The organism is Polaromonas sp., from assembly GCF_029945925.1.
GTDB lineage: Bacteria > Pseudomonadota > Gammaproteobacteria > Burkholderiales > Burkholderiaceae_C > Polaromonas.
Genome location: NZ_JAQSDN010000008.1, coordinates 1 through 25,855 on the forward strand (window position 1 = coordinate 1; position 25,855 = coordinate 25,855).

The 25,855-nt window shown below is 63.9% G+C and carries 26 protein-coding genes and 1 pseudogene; 21 read left to right on the top strand and 6 right to left on the bottom strand.

Features of this window, described 5'->3' with window-relative positions:
• Both PSV40_RS22805 and PSV40_RS02295 read left to right on the top strand, forming a co-directional pair.
• Positions 1-323 (top strand): YeeE/YedE thiosulfate transporter family protein (locus PSV40_RS22805; protein ID WP_366914937.1); only part of this gene is annotated, 323 nt, incomplete at its 5' end.
• The gene (locus PSV40_RS02295) at positions 323-862 is read left to right on the top strand and encodes a DUF6691 family protein (RefSeq protein ID WP_300533647.1); all 540 of its coding nucleotides are present in this window, start codon (positions 323-325) and stop codon (positions 860-862) included. The genes PSV40_RS22805 and PSV40_RS02295, both read left to right, overlap by 1 nt.
• A gap of 444 nt (positions 863-1,306) precedes the next feature.
• Here PSV40_RS02295 and PSV40_RS02300 read toward each other — a convergent pair whose 3' ends face one another.
• Positions 1,307-1,723 (bottom strand): helix-turn-helix domain-containing protein, encoded by a 417-nt coding sequence (locus tag PSV40_RS02300; RefSeq protein WP_300533782.1) that lies wholly within the window; start codon positions 1,721-1,723, stop codon positions 1,307-1,309.
• Positions 1,724-1,944: 221 nt separating this feature from the next.
• Here PSV40_RS02300 and PSV40_RS02305 point away from each other — a divergent pair, with 221 nt between their 5' ends.
• Positions 1,945-3,117 carry an FIST N-terminal domain-containing protein gene (locus PSV40_RS02305; RefSeq protein ID WP_300533650.1) on the top strand — a complete coding sequence of 391 codons (1,173 nt, stop codon included), beginning with the start codon at positions 1,945-1,947 and terminating at the stop codon, positions 3,115-3,117.
• A gap of 5 nt (positions 3,118-3,122) precedes the next feature.
• Entirely contained in the window at positions 3,123-4,727 is a 1,605-nt protein-coding gene (locus tag PSV40_RS02310) for an ATP-binding protein (protein ID WP_300533653.1), read from the top strand.
• 366 nt (positions 4,728-5,093) lie between these two features.
• Here the strand turns inward: PSV40_RS02310 and PSV40_RS02315 are convergent.
• The 3 genes and pseudogenes from PSV40_RS02315 to PSV40_RS02325 form a co-directional block, all read right to left on the bottom strand.
• Positions 5,094-5,252: pseudogene (locus PSV40_RS02315) on the bottom strand (cytosine deaminase); the annotation flags it as partial.
• Positions 5,253-5,327: 75 nt separating this feature from the next.
• Positions 5,328-5,957, bottom strand: a complete 630-nt coding sequence (gene upp, locus PSV40_RS02320; RefSeq protein WP_300533655.1) for a uracil phosphoribosyltransferase — start codon at positions 5,955-5,957, stop codon at positions 5,328-5,330.
• Positions 5,958-5,990: 33 nt separating this feature from the next.
• On the bottom strand, positions 5,991-7,472 hold the full coding sequence (locus tag PSV40_RS02325) for a helicase HerA-like C-terminal domain-containing protein (protein ID WP_300533658.1): 1,482 nt from the start codon (positions 7,470-7,472) through the stop codon (positions 5,991-5,993).
• 65 nt (positions 7,473-7,537) lie between these two features.
• Here PSV40_RS02325 and PSV40_RS02330 point away from each other — a divergent pair, with 65 nt between their 5' ends.
• From PSV40_RS02330 to PSV40_RS02380, 11 genes are all read left to right on the top strand, one after another.
• Positions 7,538-8,263, top strand: coding sequence for a YebC/PmpR family DNA-binding transcriptional regulator (locus PSV40_RS02330; RefSeq protein WP_300533661.1), 726 nt, complete (start codon positions 7,538-7,540; stop codon positions 8,261-8,263).
• 24 nt (positions 8,264-8,287) lie between these two features.
• Positions 8,288-9,607 carry a phosphoribosylamine--glycine ligase gene (gene purD, locus PSV40_RS02335; RefSeq protein ID WP_300533664.1) on the top strand — a complete coding sequence of 440 codons (1,320 nt, stop codon included), beginning with the start codon at positions 8,288-8,290 and terminating at the stop codon, positions 9,605-9,607.
• A complete protein-coding gene (locus PSV40_RS02340; protein ID WP_300533667.1) occupies positions 9,607-10,251 on the top strand; it encodes a 1-acyl-sn-glycerol-3-phosphate acyltransferase in 645 nt (214 codons plus the stop codon). The genes purD and PSV40_RS02340 overlap by 1 nt, the downstream gene beginning before the upstream one ends.
• Before the next feature lie 5 nt (positions 10,252-10,256).
• The gene (hemF, locus tag PSV40_RS02345) at positions 10,257-11,168 is read left to right on the top strand and encodes an oxygen-dependent coproporphyrinogen oxidase (RefSeq protein WP_300533670.1); all 912 of its coding nucleotides are present in this window, start codon (positions 10,257-10,259) and stop codon (positions 11,166-11,168) included.
• Between the two features lie 5 nt (positions 11,169-11,173).
• Complete coding sequence (nadD, locus tag PSV40_RS02350; RefSeq protein WP_300533784.1) at positions 11,174-11,797, top strand: nicotinate (nicotinamide) nucleotide adenylyltransferase; 624 nt, start codon at positions 11,174-11,176, stop codon at positions 11,795-11,797.
• A gap of 35 nt (positions 11,798-11,832) precedes the next feature.
• Entirely contained in the window at positions 11,833-12,615 is a 783-nt protein-coding gene (gene rsfS, locus PSV40_RS02355; protein WP_300533673.1) for a ribosome silencing factor, read from the top strand.
• Positions 12,612-13,079, top strand: a complete 468-nt coding sequence (gene rlmH, locus PSV40_RS02360; RefSeq protein WP_300533676.1) for a 23S rRNA (pseudouridine(1915)-N(3))-methyltransferase RlmH — start codon at positions 12,612-12,614, stop codon at positions 13,077-13,079. Before rsfS ends, rlmH begins: the two co-directional genes overlap by 4 nt.
• Positions 13,080-13,212: 133 nt before the next feature.
• Entirely contained in the window at positions 13,213-13,815 is a 603-nt protein-coding gene (locus PSV40_RS02365) for a Maf family protein (protein ID WP_300533678.1), read from the top strand.
• Positions 13,816-13,839: 24 nt separating this feature from the next.
• Positions 13,840-15,321: a ribonuclease G gene (rng, locus tag PSV40_RS02370; protein WP_300533680.1), complete on the top strand. Its 1,482-nt coding sequence runs from the start codon at positions 13,840-13,842 to the stop codon at positions 15,319-15,321.
• A gap of 19 nt (positions 15,322-15,340) precedes the next feature.
• Complete coding sequence (locus PSV40_RS02375) at positions 15,341-16,090, top strand: polysaccharide deacetylase family protein (RefSeq protein WP_300533682.1); 750 nt, start codon at positions 15,341-15,343, stop codon at positions 16,088-16,090.
• The gene (locus PSV40_RS02380) at positions 16,087-17,271 is read left to right on the top strand and encodes a glycosyltransferase family 4 protein (RefSeq protein WP_300533684.1); all 1,185 of its coding nucleotides are present in this window, start codon (positions 16,087-16,089) and stop codon (positions 17,269-17,271) included. The genes PSV40_RS02375 and PSV40_RS02380 overlap by 4 nt, the downstream gene beginning before the upstream one ends.
• Positions 17,272-17,297: 26 nt before the next feature.
• Here PSV40_RS02380 and PSV40_RS02385 read toward each other — a convergent pair whose 3' ends face one another.
• Together PSV40_RS02385 and msbA are read right to left on the bottom strand one after the other, a co-directional pair.
• Entirely contained in the window at positions 17,298-18,170 is an 873-nt protein-coding gene (locus tag PSV40_RS02385) for a glycosyltransferase (RefSeq protein ID WP_300533688.1), read from the bottom strand.
• On the bottom strand, positions 18,167-19,921 hold the full coding sequence (msbA, locus tag PSV40_RS02390; protein WP_300533786.1) for a lipid A export permease/ATP-binding protein MsbA: 1,755 nt from the start codon (positions 19,919-19,921) through the stop codon (positions 18,167-18,169). Before msbA ends, PSV40_RS02385 begins: the two co-directional genes overlap by 4 nt.
• A 370-nt stretch (positions 19,922-20,291) precedes the next feature.
• Here msbA and PSV40_RS02395 point away from each other — a divergent pair, with 370 nt between their 5' ends.
• The 6 genes from PSV40_RS02395 (at position 20,292) to PSV40_RS02420 (ending at position 25,848) form a co-directional block, all read left to right on the top strand.
• Positions 20,292-21,056, top strand: coding sequence for a glycosyltransferase family 2 protein (locus tag PSV40_RS02395; protein ID WP_300533691.1), 765 nt, complete (start codon positions 20,292-20,294; stop codon positions 21,054-21,056).
• A complete protein-coding gene (gene tolB / locus PSV40_RS02400) occupies positions 21,037-22,359 on the top strand; it encodes a Tol-Pal system beta propeller repeat protein TolB (RefSeq protein ID WP_300533693.1) in 1,323 nt (440 codons plus the stop codon). Before PSV40_RS02395 ends, tolB begins: the two co-directional genes overlap by 20 nt.
• 50 nt (positions 22,360-22,409) lie before the next feature.
• Positions 22,410-22,952 carry a peptidoglycan-associated lipoprotein Pal gene (gene pal, locus PSV40_RS02405; RefSeq protein WP_300533695.1) on the top strand — a complete coding sequence of 181 codons (543 nt, stop codon included), beginning with the start codon at positions 22,410-22,412 and terminating at the stop codon, positions 22,950-22,952.
• Positions 22,953-23,021: 69 nt separating this feature from the next.
• A complete protein-coding gene (gene ybgF / locus PSV40_RS02410; protein WP_300533789.1) occupies positions 23,022-23,729 on the top strand; it encodes a tol-pal system protein YbgF in 708 nt (235 codons plus the stop codon).
• 54 nt (positions 23,730-23,783) lie between these two features.
• Positions 23,784-24,899, top strand: coding sequence for a YeeE/YedE family protein (locus PSV40_RS02415; protein WP_300533697.1), 1,116 nt, complete (start codon positions 23,784-23,786; stop codon positions 24,897-24,899).
• 145 nt (positions 24,900-25,044) lie between these two features.
• Complete coding sequence (locus PSV40_RS02420) at positions 25,045-25,848, top strand: tRNA threonylcarbamoyladenosine dehydratase (protein ID WP_300533792.1); 804 nt, start codon at positions 25,045-25,047, stop codon at positions 25,846-25,848.
• Positions 25,849-25,855: the final 7 nt, after the last annotated feature.

Sequence of the window (25,855 nt, forward strand, 5' to 3'; positions counted from 1 at the left end):
TGTTTATTGGGGTGGCGTGGCGGGTGCCCGCCACCAGCCTCGGCGGCTTGGCGGCCGCGCGGACGCCAGGCGGCAACGACGCTGCATGGGTCGACGACCGCCCCGGCGCTGAACCGAAGCGTTCGCCGCTCGCGAGTGCGGCCGGCGGAGCGATGCTGATGTTCGGCGCCCGCATGGCCGACGGCTGCACCAGTGGACATGGGCTGTCAGGCACCGCGCAGGGTGCGGGGTCGAGCTGGTTGTTCACGCCACTGATGTTCGGGGTCGGATCGGTGCTGGCGCGGCTTGCACGCAGCGCAAGGCGCCAGGGCGGGGAGGTCTGATGGCCGAGATGAACGAGAGCACGCGTAACGCGCTTGGCCTGGCGACCGGCATCATATTCGGCGCGCTGCTGCAGCGCGGCGGGCTGGCAGATTCGCGGACGATTGTTGGCCAGTTGACCGGCGACGATGCACGCGTCGCGAAGACGATGGGCACGGCCGTCGCGGTCGGCGCGCTTGGCCACCGCTGGCTGCACCGGCGCGGGCTGACGACCCACGAGCCGAAGCCGATGAACCCGGTGGGCCTCGTCGGCGGCGCGGTTCTGTTCGGGGCCGGGATGGCGCTGTCCGGCTACTGCCCGGGCACAGCGGCAGCGGCCGCGGGCAGCGGGCGCCGGGAAGGGGTGTGGGCAATGGCCGGCATGCTGGCCGCGGCTACAGTTTTCGTCGCCACCTATCCCCGACTGGAGAAGGCGCTCGAGGCCGGGACCCTCGGGCGGGTGACACTGGCGGGTGTGACCTCCGCACGGACCGTTACGCCACTGCTGGACGTTGTTGTTCGCCCCCGCGCAGCTGACGTCCCTGTCAACCCGGTTTCTTGACGCGTGGTCCATCGAGCGCTGGTACCCGCGGCCAGCGGCTCGGCCACACTGAACTGGTCCATGTCGCGCGTGTCGTCGTGGTCAATCGAGAACCAGGTCAAGTGCCGCAGGTTGCAGTTTTTATGAACTGCGCTACATCGCGCATGGAGTTGCCACGGCATCGTCGGGCCGTTCTCCAGGGTATCGCGCCCGAGCATGTTGAGTTGTCCTGAGGTCCAACCCGAGTTTCCATCGAATTTTGACCCACACAAGCCAGGTAGACAGTTTCCACGGCGCAGTATCGCGCTTGCCGAAGCTGCCCCGCCTTGGGTACTTGGCTCTCTCTCGTGATTCGCGAGTGTTTCATCTGTGTTGCGAGTCAGGCCAGCAGGCTTAGAAATCCCAGGGACGGACACCTGAGCTCGCAGTGCCCGCCGTCTGATGCCATGAATGTCGCCTCATCTATTATTCCCGATTTCCCCCGGCTTCAGGGTAAGCAGGGCAATGCCTACCATAGCCCTCAAGCAAATGCGGCTTGATGCCGTGCTTGGTCCAAATGCGGGCCACCGTCATGTGCGAGATGTCACCACCCAACTCGGCAGCCAGTTTGCGCGAGGACCAATGTGTGGAGCCGTCAGCAGGTTTGTGTTTGGTGGTGCGCGCCAGCACCCGAGCTTCCAGGCGATCTGTCACTTTGTACGGCTCACGCCCGGCGTGGCGAGCAAACAGGCCCGCCAAGCGGTCACTGGCGAAGCGTTTGCTCCACCGGTCAATGTAGCTGTCGCTGCAGTCCAGCTTGACGCGAATCTCAGCCCAGGTAAGGCCATCGGCCTGTAACAGATAAAAGAGAGTCTGCTTTTGCCTGAGTAGACCGCTTCCGATTCAATCGTTACAGTCCACTAGGTTGGCAAGCGACCGTCATTGAACGAGTCGCCGCTTTCGTTCGTGAAGTGGGGCTGGCGCGGTGGGAGGGGTTTGCCATGCACTCCGCGTTTCGAAACGCATGCGTGCGTAGGACCGCGCCGACTCTGCAATCGGGCCCGTCTTACGCCGTGCCGGGGACGCCCCGGGCATACTGACGACCTCAACCTCATCTGTGCGCCATGCCCAAAACCCAGACCCACATTGCCCTGACCGAAACCGCACATAGCGCCACGGCGGGCGCGGAACTTGGACAAGCCATTCGCGCCGCATTTAACGGCGCGCCTGCCGATGCAGTGATCGTATTTGCCTCGGCACAGCACGACTACGATGCGCTTCTTCAGGGGCTTGCGAACGAAGCCGGAACACATTTGATCGCGGGTTCTTCGTCGGCCGGGGAATTCACTCATAGCGGCCGGGGCGAGGGCCAAGTGTCTGCGTTGGGCATCCGCAATTCGGACATGAAATTCGCCGTCGGCTTGGGCCAGGGCGTGAGCGAAAACGCACAAACAGCGGCGCACCAGTTGTTGGAAGGATTTCGCGGTATTGGTTCGTCCGGCCCTAACCATCACAGTGCTCTGGTGATGACGGATGCGCTGGCGGGCCACGCGGATGCACTCGTCGAAGAACTTACGCTTCGAACCCAGGGCGATTACCGATTTTTTGGCGGCGGAGCGGGTGACGATGGCCAGTTTCACGCCACCCACGTATTCGCCGGAACCCGGTCGTACAACAATGCTGTTTCGGCGCTAGAGATATTGTCTACAAAGCCCATTGGAATCGGTGTGTCGCATGGATGGGAGCCCGCCAGCGACGGCATGCGGGTCACGGAGGCGCAGGGAACGCGCTTGATCGGCCTGAACGGGGGCCCCGCACTCGAAGCGATCCGGGAATACGCTCGCAACACGGGTCAGGAATTGGACACCTCCGACCCACTCCCCTTTTTCCTCCACAATGTCCTGGGAATCCGCTCAGCCGAAGGCTATCGGTTGCGCGTGCCACTGTCCATTGGCGAGAACGGCTCGATTCATTGCGCGGCCGCTGTACCTGAGGGCTCCGTTGTGCACATCATGAAAACGGATGCCCAGTCGGCCGTGCGAGCTGCACAGCAGGCCACTGAAGCTGCCCTGCGTGCGCTCGCGGGAAATAAACCAGCGGCGGCTCTCGTTTTTGACTGTGTGGCGACGCGCTTGCGCCTCGGACGGGCATTTGAGAACGAATTGCAGGCGTGTGCAAAGCTGCTGGAGCCTGCGGGTTTCGTAGGGTGCAATACCTATGGGCAGATCGCGCGGGCCGAAGGGCAATTCGGCGGCTTTCACAACTGCACGGCGGTTGTCTGCGTGCTGCCCGAGTGACGCCGATGCCGCATTCGCCGCGGCCGTTGATAGACGCGTTAGCCAGCGAAACCGGACGTGAGCAAGCCGCGCAGGCGCTCGCCAACGTGATTGGCGCGAAACACTTGCTTCTTCTCGTGAAGGACCCGGAACTGGGCGTTCTCCTGCCCGCGCCGGGAATGCGCAAAACGCATGTCGCGGGACCCTCCTGGCGGACCTTTCTCCAGCGCTGCCTGCAAGAGGTTCGACTGGAGGGAAGCGTCGAACTCGAAGGCCGTGACTGGCATGCGAATGCGTGCGTCGAAAGCGACTGCGCGTTCGTGCTTTTATGCGACACCCCCTCCCCATTTCCGCATGACCTGCTCGAGAGTTTGCCGCTTCTTGCAGCAGTTCTGTGCGCGCAGCAAGCTTTAGGAATCGGCAACGCCACTGCGGCTGACGCGCGAGACGCTGCGGCGCGCGCGCACCAACTCGCAACGGCACTCGATACGGCGCGAGCCTCAGCGGCGGAGCTGAATCGGCAACTGCGGCTGGAGCACCAGCAAAAGGACGAATTCCTTGCCATGCTCGCCCACGAGCTGCGTAACCCGCTTGCCCCCATCGTCACCGCCATCGAAGTGCTCAAGCGGACGGGAGCGCAAGACGCGGATTGCCGTGATCGCCAGCTGGCGGTGATGGGCCGGCAGATGCAGCAGGTGACACATCTTGTGGATGACCTACTGGACATCTCGCGAGTGAGCCGCGGCCTGATCGAGTTGCGTCACGAGGTCCTGTCGATTCAGGAGGTGGTCGCCGCGGCGGTAGAGGCCAGCCGACCGCTCATCGACAGCCGGCGACACAACTTTCGGTTGGCTTGTGCTGTAGGGGACCTGCATGTGAGTGGCGATCGCGTACGGCTGACCCAAGTGTTTTCGAATCTCCTGAACAACGCCGCGAAGTACACGGATCCCGGTGGAGATATCGTTGTACATGTGGATGGCACGGCTGGTAATGTCGAAGTGCGCGTGTGCGACAACGGGCTGGGTATTCCGCCGGAGATGTTGAAGGCGGTCTTCGTCCTGTTTACGCAAGTGCCCGGGTCTCTTGACCGGGCGCCGGGTGGACTCGGTATCGGCCTCACGCTCGTCAGGACGCTGATTGAACTGCACGGAGGCCGTGTGGAGGCGCGCAGTGAAGGTGTGGGTCGCGGCAGCGCGTTTGTTGTGGCGCTGCCCCTTGTTGAGGGTGAGCGGCCCGCAGCGGTGGGCAATGAAGCGCCAAGCGGAGCAAGTTCTGTCGCCGAAATTTTGGTTGTAGACGACAACGTGGATGCTGCCGAGACGCTGGCGGAAGTCCTGCGTCTGATGGGCGCGCGCGTGAGCGTAGCGTATGACGGGGCGCAGGCGCTGGCGCTGGGTACGCGAGACCCGCACCCTGAATTGGTCTTCCTGGACATCGGCCTTCCAGGAATGGATGGCTACGAAACGGCCCGGGAATGGCGCCGGCGCTTCGGCTCGAAAGCCAGATTGTTCGCACTCACTGGCTATGGCAGCGCCAACGACCGGCGTCGCAGCGCCCAGGCGGGGTTCGACGGGCACCTCGTGAAACCGGTGACAATTGAGCTTATAGAGACGCTGCTCTGTAAAGCATAAATGTTCTACAGACAATTCCGACATCACTTCAAATCGCGGGTTGTTCAGGAGCGCACCCAGCCACCGTCACTGAACTCGCTTGCTGCGAGCCATCTTGTTGTCCGCACCACCCGCCTCAGCGGGCAACGTAACGAGGTTTTGGCATAAGCTGACGTGCAAGCTTGCCGGAGCCTCGGACAAGTCGACGTCGTAGGGAGCCCGACGCCCTCATGACCACCGCACATAGAGAATTCATTTTGGCCAACTCATCCGCCCCAGACATTTCCTTCCTGCAGGGCAGGGGAGAGTTGGGCGCGCTGATGCGCGCGCACGACTGGTCGGCCACGCCTGTCGGGATGCCCCACACTTGGCCGGCAAGTCTCAAGGCGCTTGCAGCAGCACACAACTCGCATCGCAACCTGACGCGTTGCCGTAGTTTTCGAGGTGCATCACTTTCGCGGCGTTCAGCGTGACGGCGGCAAAACACGGGCGAATGCCTTTCTAGCTGGTCATCTGGGCCACATCCAGGCCCATGTGCGCGACTTGTCAGCAGGTCAAGCACGGACGATTGGTGCTACTAAAGTAATAGCTGGTTGCGCCCGTGTTTATTGGGCTGGCGGCCTATTTCGTTCCAAAGATGCGGTCACCCGCATCCCCCAGGCCGGGCAGGATGTAGCCGTGTTCGTCGAGCTGGCGGTCTATGGCCGCGGTGTAGATGTCCACGTCGGGGTGGGCCTTCTGCATGGCGGCAATCCCTTCGGGGCAGGTCAGCAGGCAGACGAACTTGATGGACTTGGGCTTGAGCTTTTTGAGCCGGGTCACGGCGGCAATGGCGGAGTTGCCGGTGGCCAGCATGGGGTCGACGATCACGATGTCGCGCTCTTCCATTTCCTGCGGCATCTTGAAGTAGTACTCCACCGGCTCCAGGGTTATCGGGTCGCGGTACAGCCCGACGTGCCCGACGCGGGCGCCCGGCACCACGTTGAGCATGCCCTCCAGGATGCCGTTGCCGGCACGCAGGATGGACACAAACACCAGCTTCTTGCCGTCGATCATGGTGCCGGTGGTGGTTTCCAGCGGGGTCTCGATTTCGACGTCCTGCACCGGCATGTCACGGGTGACTTCATAGGCCATCAGGCTGCTGAGCTCGTTGAGCAGGGTGCGAAAGGTGTTGGTGGAAGCGTCCTTGCGGCGCATCAGGGTCAGCTTGTGCTGCACCAGCGGGTGGTCGATCAGGTGAACCTTGCTCATAAATATCTTTGCTTTACTGGTTGGTTGAAAGGTTCAGCGCTTCTTGCCGCCGAAGATGGTGCCCAGCGCGCCCCGCAGTACCTGCCGCGCCATCATGCGTGCTTCGGCCTTGAGCACGGACTGCACCATGCCGTCGCGCTGGCCCCCGCGCGGACCCTTGGAGCCGAACAGCACGTCGCTCAGGCCGCCCATGAAACCGCCGGAAGCTTCGGTGGCCTTGGCGGTTTCGGCCTGCAAGGCTTCGGTGCGGGCCTTCAATATTTCGTAGGCTGATTCGCTGTCGATGGCTTTTTCATACACGCCTGCCACCAGCGAGCTCTGCAGCAGGGCCTGGCGCTGCTGCGGCGTGATCGGGCCGATCTGGCTGCCCGGCGGCAGCACATAGGCGCGCTCGGTGACGCTGGGGCGGCCCTTGCTGTCGAGAAAACTCACCAGCGCCTCGCCGACCGCCAGTTCGGTGATGGCGGTTTCAATGTCCAGGCCGGGCTTTTGCCGCATGGTCTGTGCGGTGGCCTTGACGGCTTTCTGGTCGCGCGGGGTGTAGGCGCGCAGCGCGTGCTGCACCCGGTTGCCGAGCTGGGCCAACACCGAGTCAGGAATGTCCAGCGGGTTCTGCGTGACGAAATAAACGCCGACGCCCTTGGAGCGCACCAGGCGCACGACCAGCTCGATGCGGTCGATCAGGACCTTGGGCGCTTCGTCGAACAGCAGATGCGCCTCGTCGAAGAAAAACACCAGCTTTGGTTTGTCGGGGTCGCCGATCTCGGGCAGCTGCTCGAACAGCTCGGACAGCATCCAGAGCAGAAAGGTCGCGTACAGGCGCGGCGAGTTCATGAGTTTGTCGGCGGCCAGGATGTTGATGACGCCCTTGCCATCCACGGTCTGCATGAAGTCGCTGATGTTGAGCATGGGCTCGCCGAAGAACTTGTCGCCGCCCTGGGTTTCGATCTGCATCAGCCCGCGCTGGATGGCGCCCACGCTGGCGGCGCTGATGTTGCCGTACTCGGTGGTGAACTTGCTGGCGTTGTCGCCCACGTGCTGCAGCATGGCGCGCAGGTCTTTCAGGTTCAGCAGCAGCATGCCCGCGTCGTCGGCGATCTTGAAGACGAGGTTGATCACGCCGGCCTGGGTCTCGTTCAGGCCGAGCATGCGGCCCAGCAGCAGCGGCCCCATGTCGGACACGGTGGCGCGCACCGGGTGGCCCTGCTCGCCGAACACATCCCACAGCGTGGTGGGGCAGGCCAGGGGCACGGGCTTGTCGATGCCGCGCTCCTTGAGCACGGCCGCCATTTTTTCGCCGATGTTGCCGGCCTGGCTGATGCCGGCCAGGTCGCCCTTGACGTCGGCCATGAAGACCGGCACGCCGATTTTCGAGAAATTTTCGGCCAGGGCTTGCAGCGTCACCGTCTTGCCGGTGCCGGTGGCGCCGGTGATCAGGCCATGGCGGTTGGCCAGCCCGGGAAGCAGCTCACAGTGGGTGGAAGCATTCCTGGCAATCAAAAACGGCTCGGCCATGGCGGGTCCTGTAGGTGAAAAAGTAAAATGCGCTTTGTAGATTAAATCAATTCCAAAGGATTTCCGTGGCTGGTCACAGTAAATGGGCGAATATTCAGCACCGCAAGGGTCGCCAGGACGAGAAGCGCCAGCGTATCTGGACCCGTGTCATGCGCGAAATCATGGTTGCGGCTCGCATGGGGGGCGGCGACCTGGGCACCAATCCGCGGCTGCGGCTGGCGGTGGACAAGGCCAAGGCGGCCAACATGCCCAACGAAAACGTCAAATACGGCATTGCCAAGGCCACCGGCAGCCTGGAAGGCGTGCATTACGAGGAAGTCCGGTATGAGGGCTACGGCATAGGCGGCGCGGCCATCATCGTGGACTGCATGACCGACAACAAGGTGCGCACCGTGGCCGAGGTGCGCCACGCCTTTTCCAAACACGGCGGCAACATGGGCACCGAGGGCTCGGTGGCTTTCCAGTTCAAGCATTGCGGCCAGCTGATTTTTGCCCCGGGCAGCGACGAAGACAAGATCATGGAAGTGGCGCTGGAGGCCGGCGCCGACGACGTGATCACCGACGAGGACGGCGTCATCGAGGTGCTGACGCCCTACACCGCGTTCGAAGCCGTCAAGAACGCCCTTGAAGCGGCCGGCCTGGTGCACGAAGTGGCCGAAGTGACCATGCGCGCCGACAACACCATCGAGCTCACGGGTGCCGAGGGCCAGAAGATGCAGAAACTGCTGGACGTGCTGGAAGACCTGGACGACACGCAGGACGTCTTCCACAACGCCGCCATTTCAGAATAAACATCAAACCATGAAAGTTTCCGCATGAAAGTTCTAGTGGTCGGCGGCGGTGGCCGTGAACATGCGCTGGCCTGGAAGCTGGCGCAGTCCCCCAAGGTGCAGGCGGTGTACGTCGCCCCGGGCAACGGGGGCACCGCGCTGGACCCTCGCCTTGAGAACATCAATATCACGGATGTGCAAGAACTGCGGGCGTGGGCAGCTACAGAAAAGATAGCACTGACGGTGGTCGGACCGGAGCAGCCACTTGCGGCCGGCATCGTCGACGAGTTCCGTGTGCACGGTCTGCGGGTGTTCGGCCCGACCAAGGCCGCCGCGCAACTGGAAAGCTCGAAAGCCTTTTCCAAGGCCTTCATGAAGCGCCACGGCATCCCGACGGCCGAGTACGAGACCTTCACCGACGCCACGGCGGCCCATGCCTATGTCGACGAAAAAGGCGCGCCGATTGTGGTCAAGGCCGATGGCCTGGCCGCCGGCAAGGGCGTGGTGGTGGCCATGAGCCTGCACGAGGCGCACGAAGCCATCGAGTTCATGCTGGCGCCCGACCCGAGCTTCAACCCGCTGGGCGTGACGCACAACGCCGGCGGCGCGCGTGTCGTGATCGAGGAGTTTTTGCAGGGCGAGGAAGCCAGTTTCATCGTGATGTGCGACGGTAAAAACGTGGCCGCCATGGCCACCAGCCAGGACCACAAACGCCTGCTGGACGCCGACCAGGGCCCCAACACCGGCGGCATGGGCGCGTATTCGCCAGCGCCGGTGGTCACGCCCACGGTGCACGCGCGGGCCATGCGCGAGATCATCCTGCCGACCATCAAGGGCATGGAAAAAGACGGCATTCCCTTCACCGGCTTCCTGTATGCCGGCCTGATGATCTCCGCCGACGGCAAGGTCAAGACGCTGGAATTCAACTGCCGCATGGGCGACCCCGAGACCCAGCCCATCATGATGCGGCTCAAGTCCGACCTGTTCGAGGTCATGCTGGCGGCCACCGCGGGCAAGCTCGACGAGGTGGAGCTGGAATGGGACCGCCGCGTGGCGCTGGGCGTGGTCATGGCCGCGCACGGCTACCCGCTACAGCCCCGCAAGGGCGATCTGATCACCGGCCTGCCGGTGGTGCATCCGTCCGGGGCGCCTGAAGACGTGGTGGTGTTCCACGCCGGAACCGCCACGGCCGCGGGTGGCGTCAAGGCCGGCGTGGTGACCTCCGGCGGCCGTGTGTTGTGTGTCACGGCGCTGGCGAGTTCCGTGCGTGAGGCCCAGCACCTGGCCTACGAGGCGACGCAGGCGATTCATTTCGACGGCGCCCAGTACCGCAGGGACATCGGATTTCGGGCCATCAAGTCCTGATGGGCATGGATTTCCAGCCGCCGCATCCCGTGCAGTTTCAGGGCAGCGGTCTGGCCAGGGCGCTGGTGCGGGCCCTCGGCTGGCGCGTGGATTTTGCAGGCCTGCCGACGCTGCAGGGCGTGATTGTGGTCTACCCGCACACCTCGAACTGGGACTTCCCCGTCGCCGTGCTGCTGAAGTGGGCGGTCGGCATTCCGGTGCAGTTCTGGGGCAAGGACACGCTGTTTCGGATTCCGCTGTTCGGCACGTGGCTGCGCTGGCTGGGCGGCGTGCCCGTCAGGCGCTCTGCCCCGCAGGGCGTGGTCGGGCAGATGACGGCCATGATGAAACAGAAAAAGGCCGACGGGGAATATTTCTGGTTGGCGCTGTCGCCGGAAGGAACACGCCGGCTCACCGCGGGCTGGCGCAGCGGGTTTTACCGGCTGGCGTTGGAGGCTGGTGTGCCGGTGGGCCTGGCCGGACTCGACTATTCACGCAAACGCCTGGTCTTTCGCGATTTTCTTCGGCTGACCGGCGATGAAGACCGCGACCTGGAATACATGGCCGGGGCCCTGCAGGATTTCCACGGCTTTCGGACCGGCGCTGCCGCCCCCGTGCGTTTGATCAATTCAGGCCTGTCCCAGGCCGATACCATCGTGAAATGACCCCCATGACCGATTCTTCCCATGTCCGCAGCTACTTGCTGGAGTTGCAGGAGCGCATCATCAGCACCGTCGCCGCAATCGATGGCCAGCCCTTTGTGGCCGACCACTGGCACAAGGAACCCGGCGAAACCCTGCAGGGCAACGGCATCACCCGTATCCTGGAGCAGGGCGGGGTGTTTGAGCGCGCCGGCTGCGGGTTTTCGCATGTGCGTGGCCCCAAGTTGCCGCCCTCGGCCACGCAACACCGGCCCGAGCTGTCCGGTGCGCCTTTCGAGGCCATGGGTGTGTCGCTGGTGTTTCACCCGCGCAACCCCTATGTGCCCACCGTGCACATGAATGTGCGCATGCTGGCGGCAACGCCGGCCTCGGGCCCGACAGCCTACTGGTTCGGCGGCGGCATGGATTTGACGCCGTATTACGGCTTTGACGAGGATGCCGTGCACTTCCACCAGACCTGCAAGGACGCCCTGGGCCCGTTTGGTGAGGACAAGTACCCGCGCTTCAAGACCTGGTGTGACGAGTATTTCTACCTCAAGCACCGCGATGAGCAGCGCGGCATAGGCGGCGTGTTTTTCGACGATTTCCAGGAACTGGGCTTCGAGGGTAGTCTGGCCATGATGCGTTCGGTCGGCGACGCCTTCCTGGCCGCCTACCTGCCCATTGTCGAACGGCGCAAGGACATGGCTTACGGCGAGCGCGAGCGCGATTTCCAGCTCTACCGCCGCGGCCGTTATGTGGAGTTCAACCTGGTCTGGGACCGCGGCACCCACTTTGGCCTGCAGTCAGGCGGGCGCACCGAGTCCATCCTGATGTCGATGCCGCCGCTGGCGGCCTGGTCCTACCAGCGCCCCGTCGAGACCGGCTCGCCCGAGGCGCGGCTGTCCACCGAGTTTCTGGTCAGGCGGGACTGGCTTTGAGTGCTGTGCCGTCAACGGGCGCAAGACGTATCGGCATTTTTGGCGGCGCGTTTGACCCGCCGCACTTGGCCCATGTGGCCCTGGCGAAGGCTGCGACGGCGCAGCTCGCGCTCGATGCCCTGCACATCATTCCGACCGGCCAGGCCTGGCACAAGACCCGGGCGCTCAGCGCCCCCGAACACCGGCTGGCCATGGCCCGGCTTGCATTTGCCGGGCTGGACCGGGTGGTGGTCGACGACCGGGAAATCCGGCGTGCCGGCCCCAGCTTCACCATCGACACGCTGGAGGCCCTGCAGGCCGAAAACCCCGGCGCCCAGCTCTACCTGGTCATTGGAAACGACCAGTTCGCCGCCCTCAAGACATGGCACCGATGGCAGGCGGTTCTGGAAATAGCTATAATTTGTATAGCAAACCGCGCCGGTTCGACAAGCACTGGTGCCGGTTTTGACCCTGAAAATCAGGCCAGGCACGCGGTTTTGACCCTGAAAATGCCCCTGATGCCCGTCAGTGCCACCGACATCCGGCGGCAAATCAGTTCAGGCAGCGCCAGCCCACCGGGCTGGACCCCCTTGGTTCCGGAGCCGGTTGCGCGTTATATTGAGCGCCATCATCTCTACATTTCCCCGTAATTCCCGTCAACTCACTCATTGAAGCAAACCACTGCATGACTTCCAACCCTGCCAACACCGCCAGCACCGCTGCGAAAAAAGACGTCCAGAAACTGCAGCGAGCCATCATTGATGGGCTGGAGGATGTGAAGGCGGCAGACATCCAGGTGTTCGACACGGAGCACATCACCTCGCTGTTCGAGCGCGTGATCATCGCCTCGGGCAGTTCCAACCGGCAGACCAAGGCGCTGGCCGCCAGTGTCCGTGATGCCGTGCGCGACGCCGGTTTTGCCAAGCCGCGCATCGAGGGCGAGGAAAACGGCGAGTGGATCATTGTGGATTGCGGGGCCGCCGTGGCGCACATCATGCAGCCGACGATCCGCCAGTATTACCACCTCGAAGAGTTGTGGGGCGACAAACCCGTCAAGCTCAAGCTGGGCGCACCTGCACCGCTGGTGAAGGCGTCCAAGCCCGAAGTCGAGGAAGCGCCCAAGCCCGCCAGGTCACGTGCTGGTGCGAAATCGTCGGGCAAGGCTGCTGCCAAACCCGCCGCCAGAAAAGTGGTTGCCCGGACCGATGACGGCACTTACGTGGGCCGCGTCGGCAAGATGACCGACTGGACCGCCAAGCGCAATGCCGCCGCACCGGCTGCGGAGCCTGCGGCCAAGCCCGTCAAGGCGGCTGCCAAAACGGCGGTGAAAAAGGCGCCCGCGAAAACACCCATCGTCAAGATTCCTGTCGCCAAAAAAGTCGCGGCGAAGAAAACAGTTGCAAAAGCAGCAGCCAAGACGGCTGCCAGGAAACCCGCTGCGAAGAAAACCACGACCCGGAGCAAATGAGGCTGACGATTGTCGCCGTCGGGCAGAAAGTGCCCGACTGGGCGCAAACAGCCTACGACGACTACGCCAAGCGTTTTCCGTCGGAACTGCGTGTCGAACTCAAGGCCGTCAAGACCGAGCCGCGCGCCTCCAAAACCCTGGACACCCTGCTGGCGGCTGAACGCCAGCGCATCGAAGGCGTGATTCCCAAGGGGACCCGCATCGTCGCGCTGGACGAACGCGGCACCGCGATGACCACGGTGGCGCTGGCCGAGAAGCTAAAGAGCTGGCAGCGCGAAGGCGATGACGTGGCCATCGTCATCGGCGGCCCGGACGGGCTGGACCCCGCGTTCAAACAGGCCGCCCACGAGCGCCTGCGCCTGTCGGACCTGACCCTGCCGCATGCCATGGTGCGTGTGCTGCTGATCGAGCAGCTCTACCGCGCCTGGAGCATCACGGTCAACCATCCCTATCATCGGGAATGAAGCCCCCACGTTCGTTCACTGCGTGTAACTCTCTGCCCCCCGAGGGGGCCGCTGCGCCTGCGGTCCGGCGAAGCCGGGCCCGCGGCCCCTGCTGGGCTGAATCGGGGATGTGGCTTGCCTCAGGACTTCAAACATGACCGACTTCATTTACCTGGCGTCCCAAAGTCCGCGCCGCCGCCAGTTGCTGGAGCAACTGGGCGTGTCCTGCGAACTGCTGCTGCCCGGCGCGGAGGAAGACAGCGAGGCGATTGAAGTGGTGCTGGCTGGCGAGGCGCCGACCGGTTATGTCCAGCGCGTTACGCAGCTCAAGCTCGACGCCGCCGTGACTCGCCTGAAACAACGCGGTTTGCCGCCGGCACCGATTTTGTGTTCGGACACCACGGTGGCGATGGGGCGCCGTATCTATGGCAAACCTGACGATGCCGCCCATGCCGAAAGCATGCTGGCTGAACTGGCCGGGCACACGCACCGGGTGCTGACGGCCGTGGCGGTGCAGCATGGCCGCAAGCGGGTTCAGGCGCTGAGCGTGTCGCGGGTGACCTTTGCGCCCATGAGCCGGGCCCAGATCCGCGCCTACGTCGCCACGGGTGAGCCGCTGGGCAAGGCCGGCGCCTATGCCATCCAGGGCAAGGTGGCTATGTTCATCTCGCACATGAGCGGCAGTTATTCCGGCATCATGGGCCTGCCGCTGCATGAAACCGCGCTGCTGCTGCAAGCTGCAGGCCTGAAAATATAAAAAAGCGCGCCACAAGAAAGCACCATGCAACAAGACATCCTGATCAACTGGTCGCCCCAGGAAACCCGTGTGGCCATGGTCGAGTACGGGGCGGTGCAGGAGCTGCATGTCGAGCGCACGCTGGAGCGCGGCCTGGTCGGCAATGTCTACCTCGGCAAGGTCGTCCGGGTGCTGCCGGGCATGCAGTCGGCTTTCATCGACATCGGCCTGGAACGGGCCGCGTTTTTGCATGTGGCGGATTTGATGAGCAGCATCAACAGCCGGCATGCCGATGCCGACAGCGCGGCGACGCCTGCGGCAGTACTGCAGCCGATTGAAAAACAGCTGTTTGTAGGCCAGTCGCTGATGGTGCAGGTGCTCAAGGAACCGATTGGCACCAAGGGCGCGAGGCTGACCGCGCAGGTCAGCATCGCCGGCCGGCTGCTGGTGTTTTTGCCGCAGGACAATCACATCGGCGTGTCGCAGAAGATCCCTGCCGCACAACGCGAGGACTTGCGCCAGCGCCTGCAGGCCCTGACCGGCGACATGGGCGGCGGCTTCATCCTGCGCACCAATGGCGAGGATGCCACCGACGCGGAACTCGGCGAGGACATCGCCTACCTGCGCAAGACCTGGGCCCGCATCAAGGACGCCGCGCTGCGCTTGCCGCCAACCTCGGTGCTGCACCAGGACCTGAACCTGCTGCAGCGCGTGCTGCGCGACATGGTGGTGGAAACCACCCAGAGCATACGCATCGACTCACGCGAGCAGTTCGACAAGCTCAAGCTGTTCGCCACGGAGTTCATGCCGGCGACCCTGCAGCGGTTGCAGTTGCACAGCGGCGAGCGCCCGATTTTTGACCTCTTCAACATCGACGAGGAAATTGCCAAGGCGCTGGGCCGGCGGGTGGACCTGAAGTCGGGAGGCTACCTGATCATCGACCAGACCGAGGCGCTGACCACGGTAGACGTCAACACCGGTGGTTTTGTCGGTGCGCGCAATTTCGACGACACAATTTTCAAGACCAACCTGGAAGCCTCGCAGGCGATTGCGCGGCAACTGCGCCTGCGCAACCTGGGCGGCATTGTGATTGTCGATTTCATCGACATGCTGCGGGACAGCCACCGCGACGCGGTGCTGGCGGAGTTCCAGAAGCAGCTCGCGCGCGACCGCATCAAGACCAGCGTCAACGGCTTTTCGGCGCTGGGCCTGCTCGAGATGACGCGCAAGCGCACACGCGAGTCGCTGGCGCACCAGCTGTGCGAACCGTGCAACGCCTGCCAGGGCAAGGGCGTGGTCAAGACGGCGCGCAGCGTCGGCTACGACATCCTGCGGGAAATCCTGCGCGAGGCCCGCCAGTTCAATCCCCGGGAGTTCCGGGTGATTGCCTCGCCCAAGGTGATCGAGCTGTTTCTCGACGAGGAAAGCCAGCACCTGGCCGGCCTGAGCGACTTCATCGGCAAGCCGATTTCGCTGCAGTCCGAAGCCGCCATGGCGCAGGAACAGTACGATATCGTCCTGCTCTGAAGCACTGCCCCCGTCCTGCATGCCAGCCACGCCCGCCAGCCCCCAGCGACCGATACCGATTCTGGTCTACCACCAGATCAGCGAAGCGCCGCCCAAAGGTGCGCCTTTCCGCAGCCTCTACGTCTCGCCGGCCTCCTTTTCGCGCCAGATGGCCATGCTGAAGCTGCTCGGCTACCATGGGCTGTCGATGAGCGCGCTGTTGCCCTATCTGCGCGGTGAAAAAACCGGCAAGGTGGTGGGCATCACCTTTGACGATGGTTACCGCAACAACCTGACCCATGCACTGCCGGTGCTGCAGCGCCAGGGGTTTTCCTCGACCTGTTATGCCGTCAGCGGGCTGCTGGGCAAGACCAACGAATGGGACCAGGGCATCGGCATGGCGCAGGTGCCGCTGATGACAGCGGACGAGTTGCGCCTGTGGGTGGCCGGTGGCCAGGAGGTCGGATCACACACGCAAAACCACGCGCGTCTGCTGCAAAGCGACGACCCCACCGCGCTTCTTGACATGACCGGGGACAGGGCGGCACTCGAAGGACTGCTGGCCACCCCCGTGCGGCATTTTTGTTATCCCTTCGGTGAATACGCGCCGCAACACGTGGCCATGGCTCGCCAGGCCGGGTTCCAGACCGTCACCACGACGCAGCGCGGCCGCAGCTCCGCCCGGAACGACCTGATGGAGTTGCCGCGGGTGCCCGTCGTGCGTTCCACCAGCCTGCCGGTGTTCTGGCTCAAGGTTGCGACGGCCTACGAAGACCGGGACCGCACGTGAGCGACTCGCCCGTCCCGCTTGAGGCCCCGCGCAGGCTGCGTATTGCGGTGCTGAACCGCGTTTTTGACCCGGCCGGGGGTGGGGCAGAGCGTTATTCGATCGCACTGGTGGAACAGCTTGCACAGCGTCACGAGATACATGTGTTTGCGCAGCAGATCAGGCACCACGCGCCGGGCGTGACTTACCACCTCGTTTCCATGCCCCTGCGCAAACCGCGCTGGCTGAACCAACTCTGGTACGCCACCGCCACCTGGTGGGCCACACGCCGGGGTTTTGATGTAGTCCATTCCCATGAAAACACCTGGCAGGGCCAGGTGCAGACCGTGCACGTGTTGCCGGTGAAATACAACCTGTTTCATGGCCGGACCGGCTGGCGGCGCGTGCTGGCCTGGGCCAAGGTCTGGAGCAGCCCGCGCCTGCTGACCTACCTGGGGCTGGAGCGCCTGCGTGTCGCGGCCCGGGGCGGGCGCTGTGTGGTGGTGACGTCGGCCAGCCTGGGGGACACCCTGGCTGCGACCTACCCGGGCACGGCGGCGGTCACCACCGTCATCACGCCGGGGGTGGTGTTGCCCGCGGCCCCCACCGGCGCGCAGGAACAAAGTGCGGCCCGCGTGCAGCTGGGCCTGCCGCCCAGGGGACGTTGCCTGCTGCTTGTCGGAAATGACTACCGAAAAAAAGGCCTGGGGACGCTGCTGCGGGTGCTGCGCGACCTGCCGGCGGACGTGGTGCTGGCGGTGGTAGGCAACCCGGGGCAAATCCCGGTCTTTGAACGTCAGGCGCAAGCGGAAGGTGTGGCCGGGCGCGTGTTTTTTCTCGGCTCGCTGCAGGACGTGGCGCCTGCGTACCGCGCGGCGGACTGCCTGGTGCACCCGACGCTGGAGGACACGTTTGCCATGGTGGTCCTGGAGGCCATGGCGCACGGCCTGCCGGTGGTGGTCAGCAGTGCGGCGTACTGCGGTATTTCCAGCCTGCTCAGCCATGGTGCCGATGCGCTGCTCCTGGACGATCCGCAGGATGCCGCGAAGCTGGCCGGCACCCTCAAGCAGGTACTCGGCGATGAGGCCTTGCGGCAGCAGTTGGGTAACCAGGCGAGGGCGTTTGCGAGCCGCTACCAGTGGCCGGCCATTGCGCGCCAGCAGGAAGTGGTGTATCTCGCAACGCTGGCCGCGGAGCAGCGCTGACAAGCTGCGTTCAGGCCTTCGGGCCTTCAGGCCACCAGCTTGAAGTGTTTGCGGCTGAAGTCCTGCCCGGTGAGCAGCTCGATTCTGCGCATCAGGTGGTATTTGTTTTCCTTCCGGGTAGGCTGGTAAGCCGGGTCGATCTGCAGGTCCTGCTCGGCACCCGTGAGCAGCCACGCCTGCACGGATTTCGGGTGGGTTCCCTTGAAAGCCTCCAGGGCGCGCGCATCGAACTGGCTGTACTTGATCTGCATGGTCGTTGAGTCTGCCCAGTACTTGCTGACCTGATCGAGCTTTTTCTGCATGTCTTCGTTGCGGCGAATCCAGCCATAGTGGTAGATGTGGGCGTTGGCCAGTGCCGCCTGCGGATTGCGCGGGCGCTTGTGCTCGGTGGTCACCAGCCAGTACTGGCCGTCGGGCGCGTAGGAACGGATGGTGTTCCTGATCAGCCGGCACTCGCGGCGGTACCAGCCCGGGCTGACCGAGACCCACTGCGCCGAGCCGTAAAAATGGTGGTAATCAAAGACCAGCGCTTCCACCGCCGGGTTGCCATGGTGCTTCTCGACGCTGGCGCGGATCGCGGCCAGGTCTTCCTCGTGGACCACCTCGTCACCCTCGAGGTAGAAGGCCCAGTCGCCGGTGCAGGAATACTGGGCAATCATTTTCTGCTGCGCGTAGACAAAGCCGCGGTCGGCCATGCGTTCGTTCCAGAGGGTTTCGATCACGCGGATTTTCGGGTCGCCGATGGCCAGCACGCGGGCCAGCGTCTCGTCGCTGCCGCGGCCCACCGCCACGACAAATTCGTCGACCAGCGGCAGCAGGGAGCGGATCGAGGCTTCAAACGGGAAGCCCAGCTCGACGCCGTTGCGGATGAAGGTAAAACCACTGATGGAAATTGTCATGAAAGTTGCGCCACGGGGGGACTTTGCGATAGATCGGCGTCGTACAGCCCGAGCTTGTAGAGGCGGGAATAGGGGCCGTCGCGTTCAATCAGTTCGGCGTGTGTGCCGGTTTCGATGATGCGGCCGGCATCCATCACGACGATGCGGCTGGCGTGCTGGACCGTGGAGAGGCGGTGTGCAATGACCAGCGTGGTGCGGTTGCGCATCAGCCGCTGCAGCGCTTCCTGCACCGCGCGTTCGGATTCCGTGTCCAGCGCCGAGGTGGCCTCGTCCAGAATCAGCACAGGCGCGTCCTTGTACAGGGCGCGGGCGATCGCCAGGCGCTGGCGCTGGCCGCCCGACAGCTGCGTGGCGTTGTGGCCCACCAGCGTGTCCATGCCCCGGGGCAGCTCGGCCACAAAACGCTCCAGGTTGGCAGCCTTCAGGCAGGCCAGCACCTTGTCCCTGTCCACCGCCATGCCCAGTGCCACATTGGCGGCCACGGTGTCGTTGAGCATCACCACGTGCTGGCTGACCAGCGCGAACTGGCCGCGCAATGAGTCGATCTGCCATTCACGCAGTTCGTGGCCGTCGAGCTCGATGCTTCCGGATGTGGGCTCGACAAAACGCGGCAGCAAATTGACCAGCGTGGTTTTGCCCGCGCCTGAAGCACCGACCAGGGCCACGGTTTCGCCGGGGGTGATGGTCAGGTTCAGTGCGTCCACCGCGGGCGCGCCATCGTCGCTGTAGGCCACACGCGCATTGATGAAACTGATTTTTCCTTCCGCCCGCGGTTTCGAAAAATCGCCGCCCGGTTCGTCGGGCGTTTTCTCCATCAGGTCCAGCCCGCGTTCCAGCGCCGCCAGGCCGCGTGTGATCGGGCTGGCGACCTCCGACAGGTGCTTGATCGGTGCAACCAGCATCAGCATGGCGGTCACAAAAGCCACAAACGAGCCGACGGACGTGGTGTCGGTGGAGCTTTGCAGCAGGGCGACCGAAATGACGGCCGACAGGGCGGCCGCCGCCAGCATCTGCGTGGCCGGGGTCATGGCGGCGGAGGCCACCACGGATTTCATGGAGAGGCGCCGCAAGGCATCGCTGAGCTGCGCAAAACGCGTGGCCTGGCTCTCCTGCGCCGCATGCAGCCGGACATCGCGGTGCGCCAGCACGTTTTCTTCCACCACGTAAGCCAGCGAGTCGGTGGCCGCCTGGCTGGCCTTGGTCAGGCGGTACAGGCGGCTGGAGAGCACACGCATGACCCAGGCAATGGCCGGAATCAGCAGCGTGACAATCAGGGTCAGCCGCCAGTTCAGGTACAGCAGGTAACTGGACAGCGCCAGCAGCGTCAGGGTGTCCCGGGCCAGGCCCATCAACGAGTTGACCAGCATGGACGAGCCGTTTTGCACCTCGTAGACCACGGTGTTGGCCAGGGCGCTGGCTGACTGGTTCGAAAAAAGGTCCAGGCGGGCCGTCATCAGCTTGCGGAACATGGCCTTGCGCAATTCCAGCAAGCCGATGTTGGTGACCTTGGCCAGCGCAATCTGCGCGAGAAAACCGGCGAAGCCGCGCACGCCGAACAGCAGCATCAGCGACACGGGAACCATCCAGATATCGATGCCCCCCTTGCGAAAACCCTTGTCCAGCAGGGGCTGCAGCAGGGCCGGCACCAGCGGTTCGGTGGCGGAAGCCACCACAGTGGCGCCAACGGCGATGGCCCAGGCGCTCGGTGACTGGCTGAAATAAGGCCAGATGCGGCGCAGACGCTGGCCGATGGGCGCCGGTGACACCGCCCCCGTGGCGGCAGCGGCGGTGGTCTGCTCGGGGCCGGTCGTCAAACCGGAACCTCGTCGTGGATACTGACCGGGGCAACCACGGCCAAGCCCATTTGCATCTGGCTGGCAGTCGCAGCCACCCCACCGGGAGCCGGGAGCGGGTCAGCAGTGACGGTGCGGGGAAGGGCAGCGATAGTTGGCATGGGCGCCGTATCAGGACCGTGAAGTGGGCAAGCCTGCATTATCGTGGAACAATTGGTGGCCAATTCCTACAAACACGCCTGCCAGCAGCGCCCACAATCAACGGCTTGTTTGCGGAGCGTTAAATGAGGGCGGCTGGTTTGCGAAATTCACCAACACCCGAGCGCCCATGACCCTGTCCGTCATCATCATCACGAAAAACGAAGAGGCCAATTTGCAGGCATGCCTGGAGTCTGTGCGGTTCGCCGACCAGTGGGTCGTGGTTGACAACGCCAGCACCGACAACACGCGCGCCATTGCCAGAGCCTTCGGGGCGGAAGTGACTGAAACCGCCCCCTGGCCCGGCTTTGGACCGCAAAAAAACCTCGCCCTGGGCCTGGCCACCCAGGAATGGGTGCTGTCCCTCGATGCGGATGAGCGGGTGACGCCCGAGCTGGCCGCCGAGATCCAGCAGGCGGTCCTCCATGGCGCGGCGGATGCCTTTGAAATTCCCCGCCTCACCCAGTTCTGCGGCCAGTGGATTCACCACTGCGGCTGGACACCGGACCCGGTGCTGCGCCTTTTCCGGCGCGGACAGGCCCGGTTCAGCGACGATCTGGTGCATGAGCGCGTGATCCTGAGCTCCGGCGCTGTTTCACGGCTGAACGCCAAGCTGTTGCACTACAGCTACCCGTCGCCCGCCCACTACTGGCGCAAGCTGGAGCAATACAGTCTGGCCTGGGCCACGCAGGCGCATGCGCGCGGCAGGTCCAGCTCCATGCCGAGGGCGGTAATATCGGGCGTGGTCGCTTTCGTCAAAAGCTATTTCTTTCGCCTCGGCATCCTCGATGGCAGCATGGGTTTTGCCGTGTGTGCCATGCAGGCCCAAGCCGCCTTCGGCAAGTACTTCACCCTGTATTGTTTGAACCAGAAAAATGCACCTCAAAAAACCTGACCCTTCTTCGATCCGAGGCCTTTCTGCAGGCCGTCGCAGTTTCATCGCAGGCCTGACCGGCAGTCTGGGCGCCCTGGCGGTACAACCCGCCTGGGCCCAGTTCCGGGTCGAGGTGTCGGGCGTCGGCCTGACCCAGTTGCCGATTGCCATTGCCGGCTTTCGCGGCGATGCGCAGTCGCCGCAGAAAATCGCCGCCATTGTGCAGGCCGACCTGGAGCGAAGCGGCCAGTTCCGCGCGGTCGATACCGCCGGCCAGAATCTGGACGAAAATTCCCGGCCCGACCTGTCGGTGTGGCGCCAGCGCGCTGCCGATTCGCTGCTGACCGGCAGCGTGACGCGTCTGGCCGATGGCCGCTTCGACGTTCGCTGCCGTCTTTGGGACGTGGTGCGCGGGCAGGACCTCGGCGGGCAAAGCTACGTGATACCGCAGGGCGACCTGCGCCTGTCGGCCCACCGCATCGCCGACTTTGTCTATGAAAAACTGACCGGCGAGAAAGGTGTTTTCTCCACCCGCATCGCCTATGTGACCAAGGTCGGCCCGCGCTACAACCTGTGGGTGGCCGACTCCGACGGCGAAGGCGCCCAGTCGGCGCTGACCAGCCCCGAGCCGATCATTTCCCCGGCGTGGTCGCCCAACGGCGCGCAGCTGGCGTATGTGTCGTTTGAATCGCGCAAGCCGGTGATTTATGCCCATGACGTGGCTTCGGGAAAACGCCGCCTGCTGGCGAACTTCCGCGGCTCCAACAGCGCGCCGGCATGGGCGCCGAACGGCAACCAGCTGGTCGCGACGCTGAGCCGCGATGGCGGCTCGCAGCTGTATGCCATCCCGGCAACAGGCGGGGAGGCGCGCCGCTTGACCCAATCGGCCAGCATCGACACCGAGCCGGCGTTTTCACCGGACGGGAAATATGTCTATTTCGTGAGCGACCGCGGCGGCTCGCCGCAGATCTACCGCATGGGTGCCGGCGGCGGCAATGTCGAACGTGTCACCTTTACCGGGAGTTACAACATATCGCCGGCCTTGAGCCCGGATGGTCGCTGGCTGGCCTATATTTCACGCATAGGAGGCGCCTTCAAGCTGCACCTGATGGACCTTGGCAAGGGAACCGCCATCTCGATCACCGACACCAGCGCCGATGAAAGCCCGAGTTTTGCGCCGAACAGCCGGCTGATCGTGTATGCCACGCAGCAACAGGGTAGGGAAGCCCTGCTGACCACCACCCTGGACGGCAAGATCAAAGCCCGCCTGACCGGTGCCGCCGGAGACATACGTGAGCCTGACTGGGGACCTTTCCAGAGGTAACCAGCCACCTTGATCCCAACCCCTTTGATTTTTACGGAAAGTATCCACTCATGAAGCGCATCCTGATCTCACTCGCCTCCATCATCACCCTGAGCGCCGCACTGGTTGGCTGCAGCTCGGGCGTCAAACTCAATGAAGTGCCTGTCGAAAACCGGACCCCGGTCACCACGGCACCGGGAACCGGCGATGCAGCCGGCGTGACCGGCCGCGATGTAGCGCCGGTCCAGATCGGCGCCACCGATCCTTCGCTCGCCGGCCCGCCCGGTGCGGCCCGCGTGATCTACTTCGACTACGACAGCTTTGTCATCAAGCCGGAATTTCAGGCGACGGTGGAAGCCCATGCGCGTTTCCTCAGCGCCAACAAGGCACGCAAGCTGGTGATTGAAGGCAGCACCGATGAGCGCGGCGGCCGCGAGTACAACCTGGCATTGGGTCAGAAGCGCGCCGAGGCCGTGCGCCGCGCGTTGGGCCTGCTGGGCGCCACCGACGCGCAGGTCGAAGCGGTCAGCTTCGGCGAGGAAAAACCTGCCGTGACGGGCTCGGATGAAGAGTCGTACTCCAAAAATCGCCGCGCTGAATTCAACTACCGTTAAGCCGCAGCCATGACCTTGAAGAACTTCCGGACCTCGCTGGGGGCCGTGGCGTGCGCGCTGGCCTGCGCCATGGCTTTTAACGCCCATGCGGCCCTGTTCGAGGATGATGAAGCCCGCAAGGCAATTCTTGAATTGCGCCAGCGGCTCGATGCCACCACGACCGAGCTGCGCAAGTCCGGCGATGAAACCGCGCAGCTGCGCCGCAGCCTGCTCGAGCTGTCCAGCCAGATCGACCAGTTGCGTAGCGAACTGGCCAGAATGCGCGGGCAGGACGAGCAGTTTGCCCGCGAACTCGCCGAAGTCCAGCGCATGCAAAAGGACTTGTCACAGGGCGTGAATGACCGGCTCAGCCGGTTCGAACCGTCCAAGGTCAGTGTTGACGGCCGTGAGTTCGTGGCAGATCCGGCAGAAAAGCAGGAGTTCGAGGCTGCGCTGGCGGTGTTGCGCAAGGGTGAGTTCGCGCCGGCCCAGGCCGCCTTCACCAATTTTCTCAAGCGTTATCCCCAAAGCGGCTACAAGGCACCGGCGCTGTTCTGGCTCGGCAACGCCCAGTACGCGCTGCGCAATTACCGCGATGCCCTGGTCAATTTCCGCGCGCTGGTCGCCGCCGACCCCGAGCATGTGCGTGCCCCGGAAGCCGTGCTGGCCGTGGCCAACTGCCAGGTCGAGCTCAAGGACGTCAAGGGGGCGCAAAAGACGCTGGCAGACCTGATCAAGGCCTACCCGCAGTCGGAAGCCGCTTCGGTCGCCAAGGAACGCCTGGCCAGGCTCAAGTAGGCCCGCGTGGGCGACGGGGCAGCGCACTTCGTGCCCAGCCCCTAAAATCGGGCGATGGATATCTCCCAGCTCAACACACTCACCGCCCAGGTTCTCTGGGCGGCTTTCATTCTGGCGACGCTTTTCGGCGCTGTTGTCCAGCGCACCCACTTCTGCACCATGGGCGCCGTCAGCGACATCGTCAACATGGGGGACTGGACACGCATGCGCGTGTGGGGCATGGCCATCGGCGTGGCCATGATCGGCTTTTACGGCCTGGCCGCAGCCGGGCTGATCGACCCGGCCAAAGCAGTGTATGCCTCGAACCGTTTCATCTGGCTGTCCGCGCTGGTTGGCGGCCTGCTGTTCGGCTTTGGCATGGTGCTGGCTTCGGGCTGCGGCAGCAAGACACTGGTCCGCATTGGCGGCGGCAACCTCAAATCACTGGTGGTGTTTGTGGTCATGGCGGTGGCCGCATTTGCCACACTCAAGGGCATCACGGCGGTGCTGCGCGTGGCCACGGTAGACCGTGTGGCCATCGATTTTTCCGGCAACGCCGCCTTGTCCAACTGGGCGGCCGGTTTGCTCGGTGTGTCACCGGTGCTGGCCGGACTGGTGCTGGCCGGGGTGCTGGGCGGCGGCCTGATTGTCTGGGCGCTGGCCGGCCCGGAGTTTCTCCGCTTTGACAACCTGCTCGCCGGGCTCGGCATTGGCCTGCTGATTGCCGCCATGTGGTGGCTCAGCGGCCACATGGGTTATGTCGCAGAGCATCCGGAAACGCTGGAGGAGACGTTTCTGGTGACCAATTCCGGCCGCATGGAAGCCCTGAGTTTTGTGGCTCCGATGGCCTACACCATCGATTGGCTGATATTTTTCAGTGACAAGACCAAATTGTTGACGCTGGGCGTTGTGTCCGTGTTTGGCGTGGTCGTTGGCTCGGCGCTGTATTCCCTGCTGTCACGCAGCTTCCGCTGGGAAGGCTTTCGAAATACCGAAGACACCGCCAACCACCTGGTCGGGGCCGTGCTGATGGGGGTGGGCGGCGTGACCGCCATGGGTTGCACAATCGGGCAGGGCTTGTCCGGCATCTCCACGCTGAGCGCCACCAGCTTCGTCGCTGTCGCCGCCATCATCGCCGGCGCCGTGGCGGGTCTGAAATACCAGATCTGGCGGCTGGAGCGCAGCGCTTGATGAGCCTTCCCTGAATCACGACAGGCAACTTGCTACCGATCGCCCTGAGCTTGTCGAAGGGCTTCGACAGGCTCAGCCCTAACGTTGTGGTGTCATGAAATTTACGAAAACATCAATAGTGGCTCAATCCGTGAATGAAGTTGAAATGCCTGCCGACCTGGAACGTCGCTTCGGCGGGCTGGCGCGTCTGTATGGTGTGTCAGGTGCCCAGAAAATTCGCGCGGCCCATGTGGTGGTGGTGGGCCTGGGCGGCGTGGGTTCCTGGGCCGCCGAAGCCCTGGCGCGCAGCGGCGTGGCGAGCTTGATCCTGATTGACCTGGACCACATCGCCGAGTCCAACATCAACCGCCAGATCCACGCGCTCGACACCACACTGGGGCAGTCCAAGGTCCAGGCGATGCGCGAACGCATAACGCACATCCATCCGGGTTGTGCGGTGCATTGCATTGAAGAGTTTGTCGACGCCGCCAACTGGCCGGCGATTGCCGGGCTGGAGGCGCACGGCAACAGCGAAGTGTCGGTGATCGATGCCTGCGACCAGGTCCGGGCCAAAACCGCCATGGCCGCCTGGGCGATGCGCCACAAGATCAACTTCATCAGCGTCGGCGCAGCCGGCGGCAAGCGCCACGCGCACAAGGTCGACATCGAGGACCTGTCGCTGGTCACACACGACCCGCTGCTCGCGCAGCTGCGTTACCGCCTGCGCAAGGAGCAGGGCGCAGCGCGCAAGGGAAAATTCGGTGTGGCCTGCGTGTTCAGCCGCGAGGCGGTGATGCAGCCTGCGGCCCTGGTCCCTGGGGCTGACGCTGCACTGGATGCCTGTGACATCCAGGACGACGCGGCGAGCGATGGCAGCCTCAATTGCCATGGTTATGGATCGGTGGTCAGCGTGACATCGGCCTTCGGTTTCTGCGCTGCGGGTTGGGTGCTCAATAAAATTGCTGAGTAGTTTTTTA

Coding starts and splice junctions, on each gene's coding strand:
- PSV40_RS02325 (WP_300533658.1), bottom strand. CDS start 7,472: ATGGCCGAGCCGTTTTTGATTGCCAGGAATGCTTCCACCCACTGTGAG.
- PSV40_RS02375 (WP_300533682.1), top strand. CDS start 15,341: ATGCCAGCCACGCCCGCCAGCCCCCAGCGACCGATACCGATTCTGGTC.
- ybgF (WP_300533789.1), top strand. CDS start 23,022: ATGGCTTTTAACGCCCATGCGGCCCTGTTCGAGGATGATGAAGCCCGC.
- rsfS (WP_300533673.1), top strand. CDS start 11,833: ATGACTTCCAACCCTGCCAACACCGCCAGCACCGCTGCGAAAAAAGAC.
- hemF (WP_300533670.1), top strand. CDS start 10,257: ATGACCGATTCTTCCCATGTCCGCAGCTACTTGCTGGAGTTGCAGGAG.
- PSV40_RS02415 (WP_300533697.1), top strand. CDS start 23,784: ATGGATATCTCCCAGCTCAACACACTCACCGCCCAGGTTCTCTGGGCG.
- rng (WP_300533680.1), top strand. CDS start 13,840: ATGCAACAAGACATCCTGATCAACTGGTCGCCCCAGGAAACCCGTGTG.
- PSV40_RS02340 (WP_300533667.1), top strand. CDS start 9,607: ATGGGCATGGATTTCCAGCCGCCGCATCCCGTGCAGTTTCAGGGCAGC.
- PSV40_RS02295 (WP_300533647.1), top strand. CDS start 323: ATGGCCGAGATGAACGAGAGCACGCGTAACGCGCTTGGCCTGGCGACC.
- PSV40_RS02365 (WP_300533678.1), top strand. CDS start 13,213: ATGACCGACTTCATTTACCTGGCGTCCCAAAGTCCGCGCCGCCGCCAG.
- pal (WP_300533695.1), top strand. CDS start 22,410: ATGAAGCGCATCCTGATCTCACTCGCCTCCATCATCACCCTGAGCGCC.
- PSV40_RS02310 (WP_300533653.1), top strand. CDS start 3,123: ATGCCGCATTCGCCGCGGCCGTTGATAGACGCGTTAGCCAGCGAAACC.
- PSV40_RS02305 (WP_300533650.1), top strand. CDS start 1,945: ATGCCCAAAACCCAGACCCACATTGCCCTGACCGAAACCGCACATAGC.
- purD (WP_300533664.1), top strand. CDS start 8,288: ATGAAAGTTCTAGTGGTCGGCGGCGGTGGCCGTGAACATGCGCTGGCC.
- PSV40_RS02385 (WP_300533688.1), bottom strand. CDS start 18,170: ATGACAATTTCCATCAGTGGTTTTACCTTCATCCGCAACGGCGTCGAG.
- PSV40_RS02420 (WP_300533792.1), top strand. CDS start 25,045: ATGCCTGCCGACCTGGAACGTCGCTTCGGCGGGCTGGCGCGTCTGTAT.
- PSV40_RS02395 (WP_300533691.1), top strand. CDS start 20,292: ATGACCCTGTCCGTCATCATCATCACGAAAAACGAAGAGGCCAATTTG.
- upp (WP_300533655.1), bottom strand. CDS start 5,957: ATGAGCAAGGTTCACCTGATCGACCACCCGCTGGTGCAGCACAAGCTG.
- tolB (WP_300533693.1), top strand. CDS start 21,037: ATGCACCTCAAAAAACCTGACCCTTCTTCGATCCGAGGCCTTTCTGCA.
- rlmH (WP_300533676.1), top strand. CDS start 12,612: ATGAGGCTGACGATTGTCGCCGTCGGGCAGAAAGTGCCCGACTGGGCG.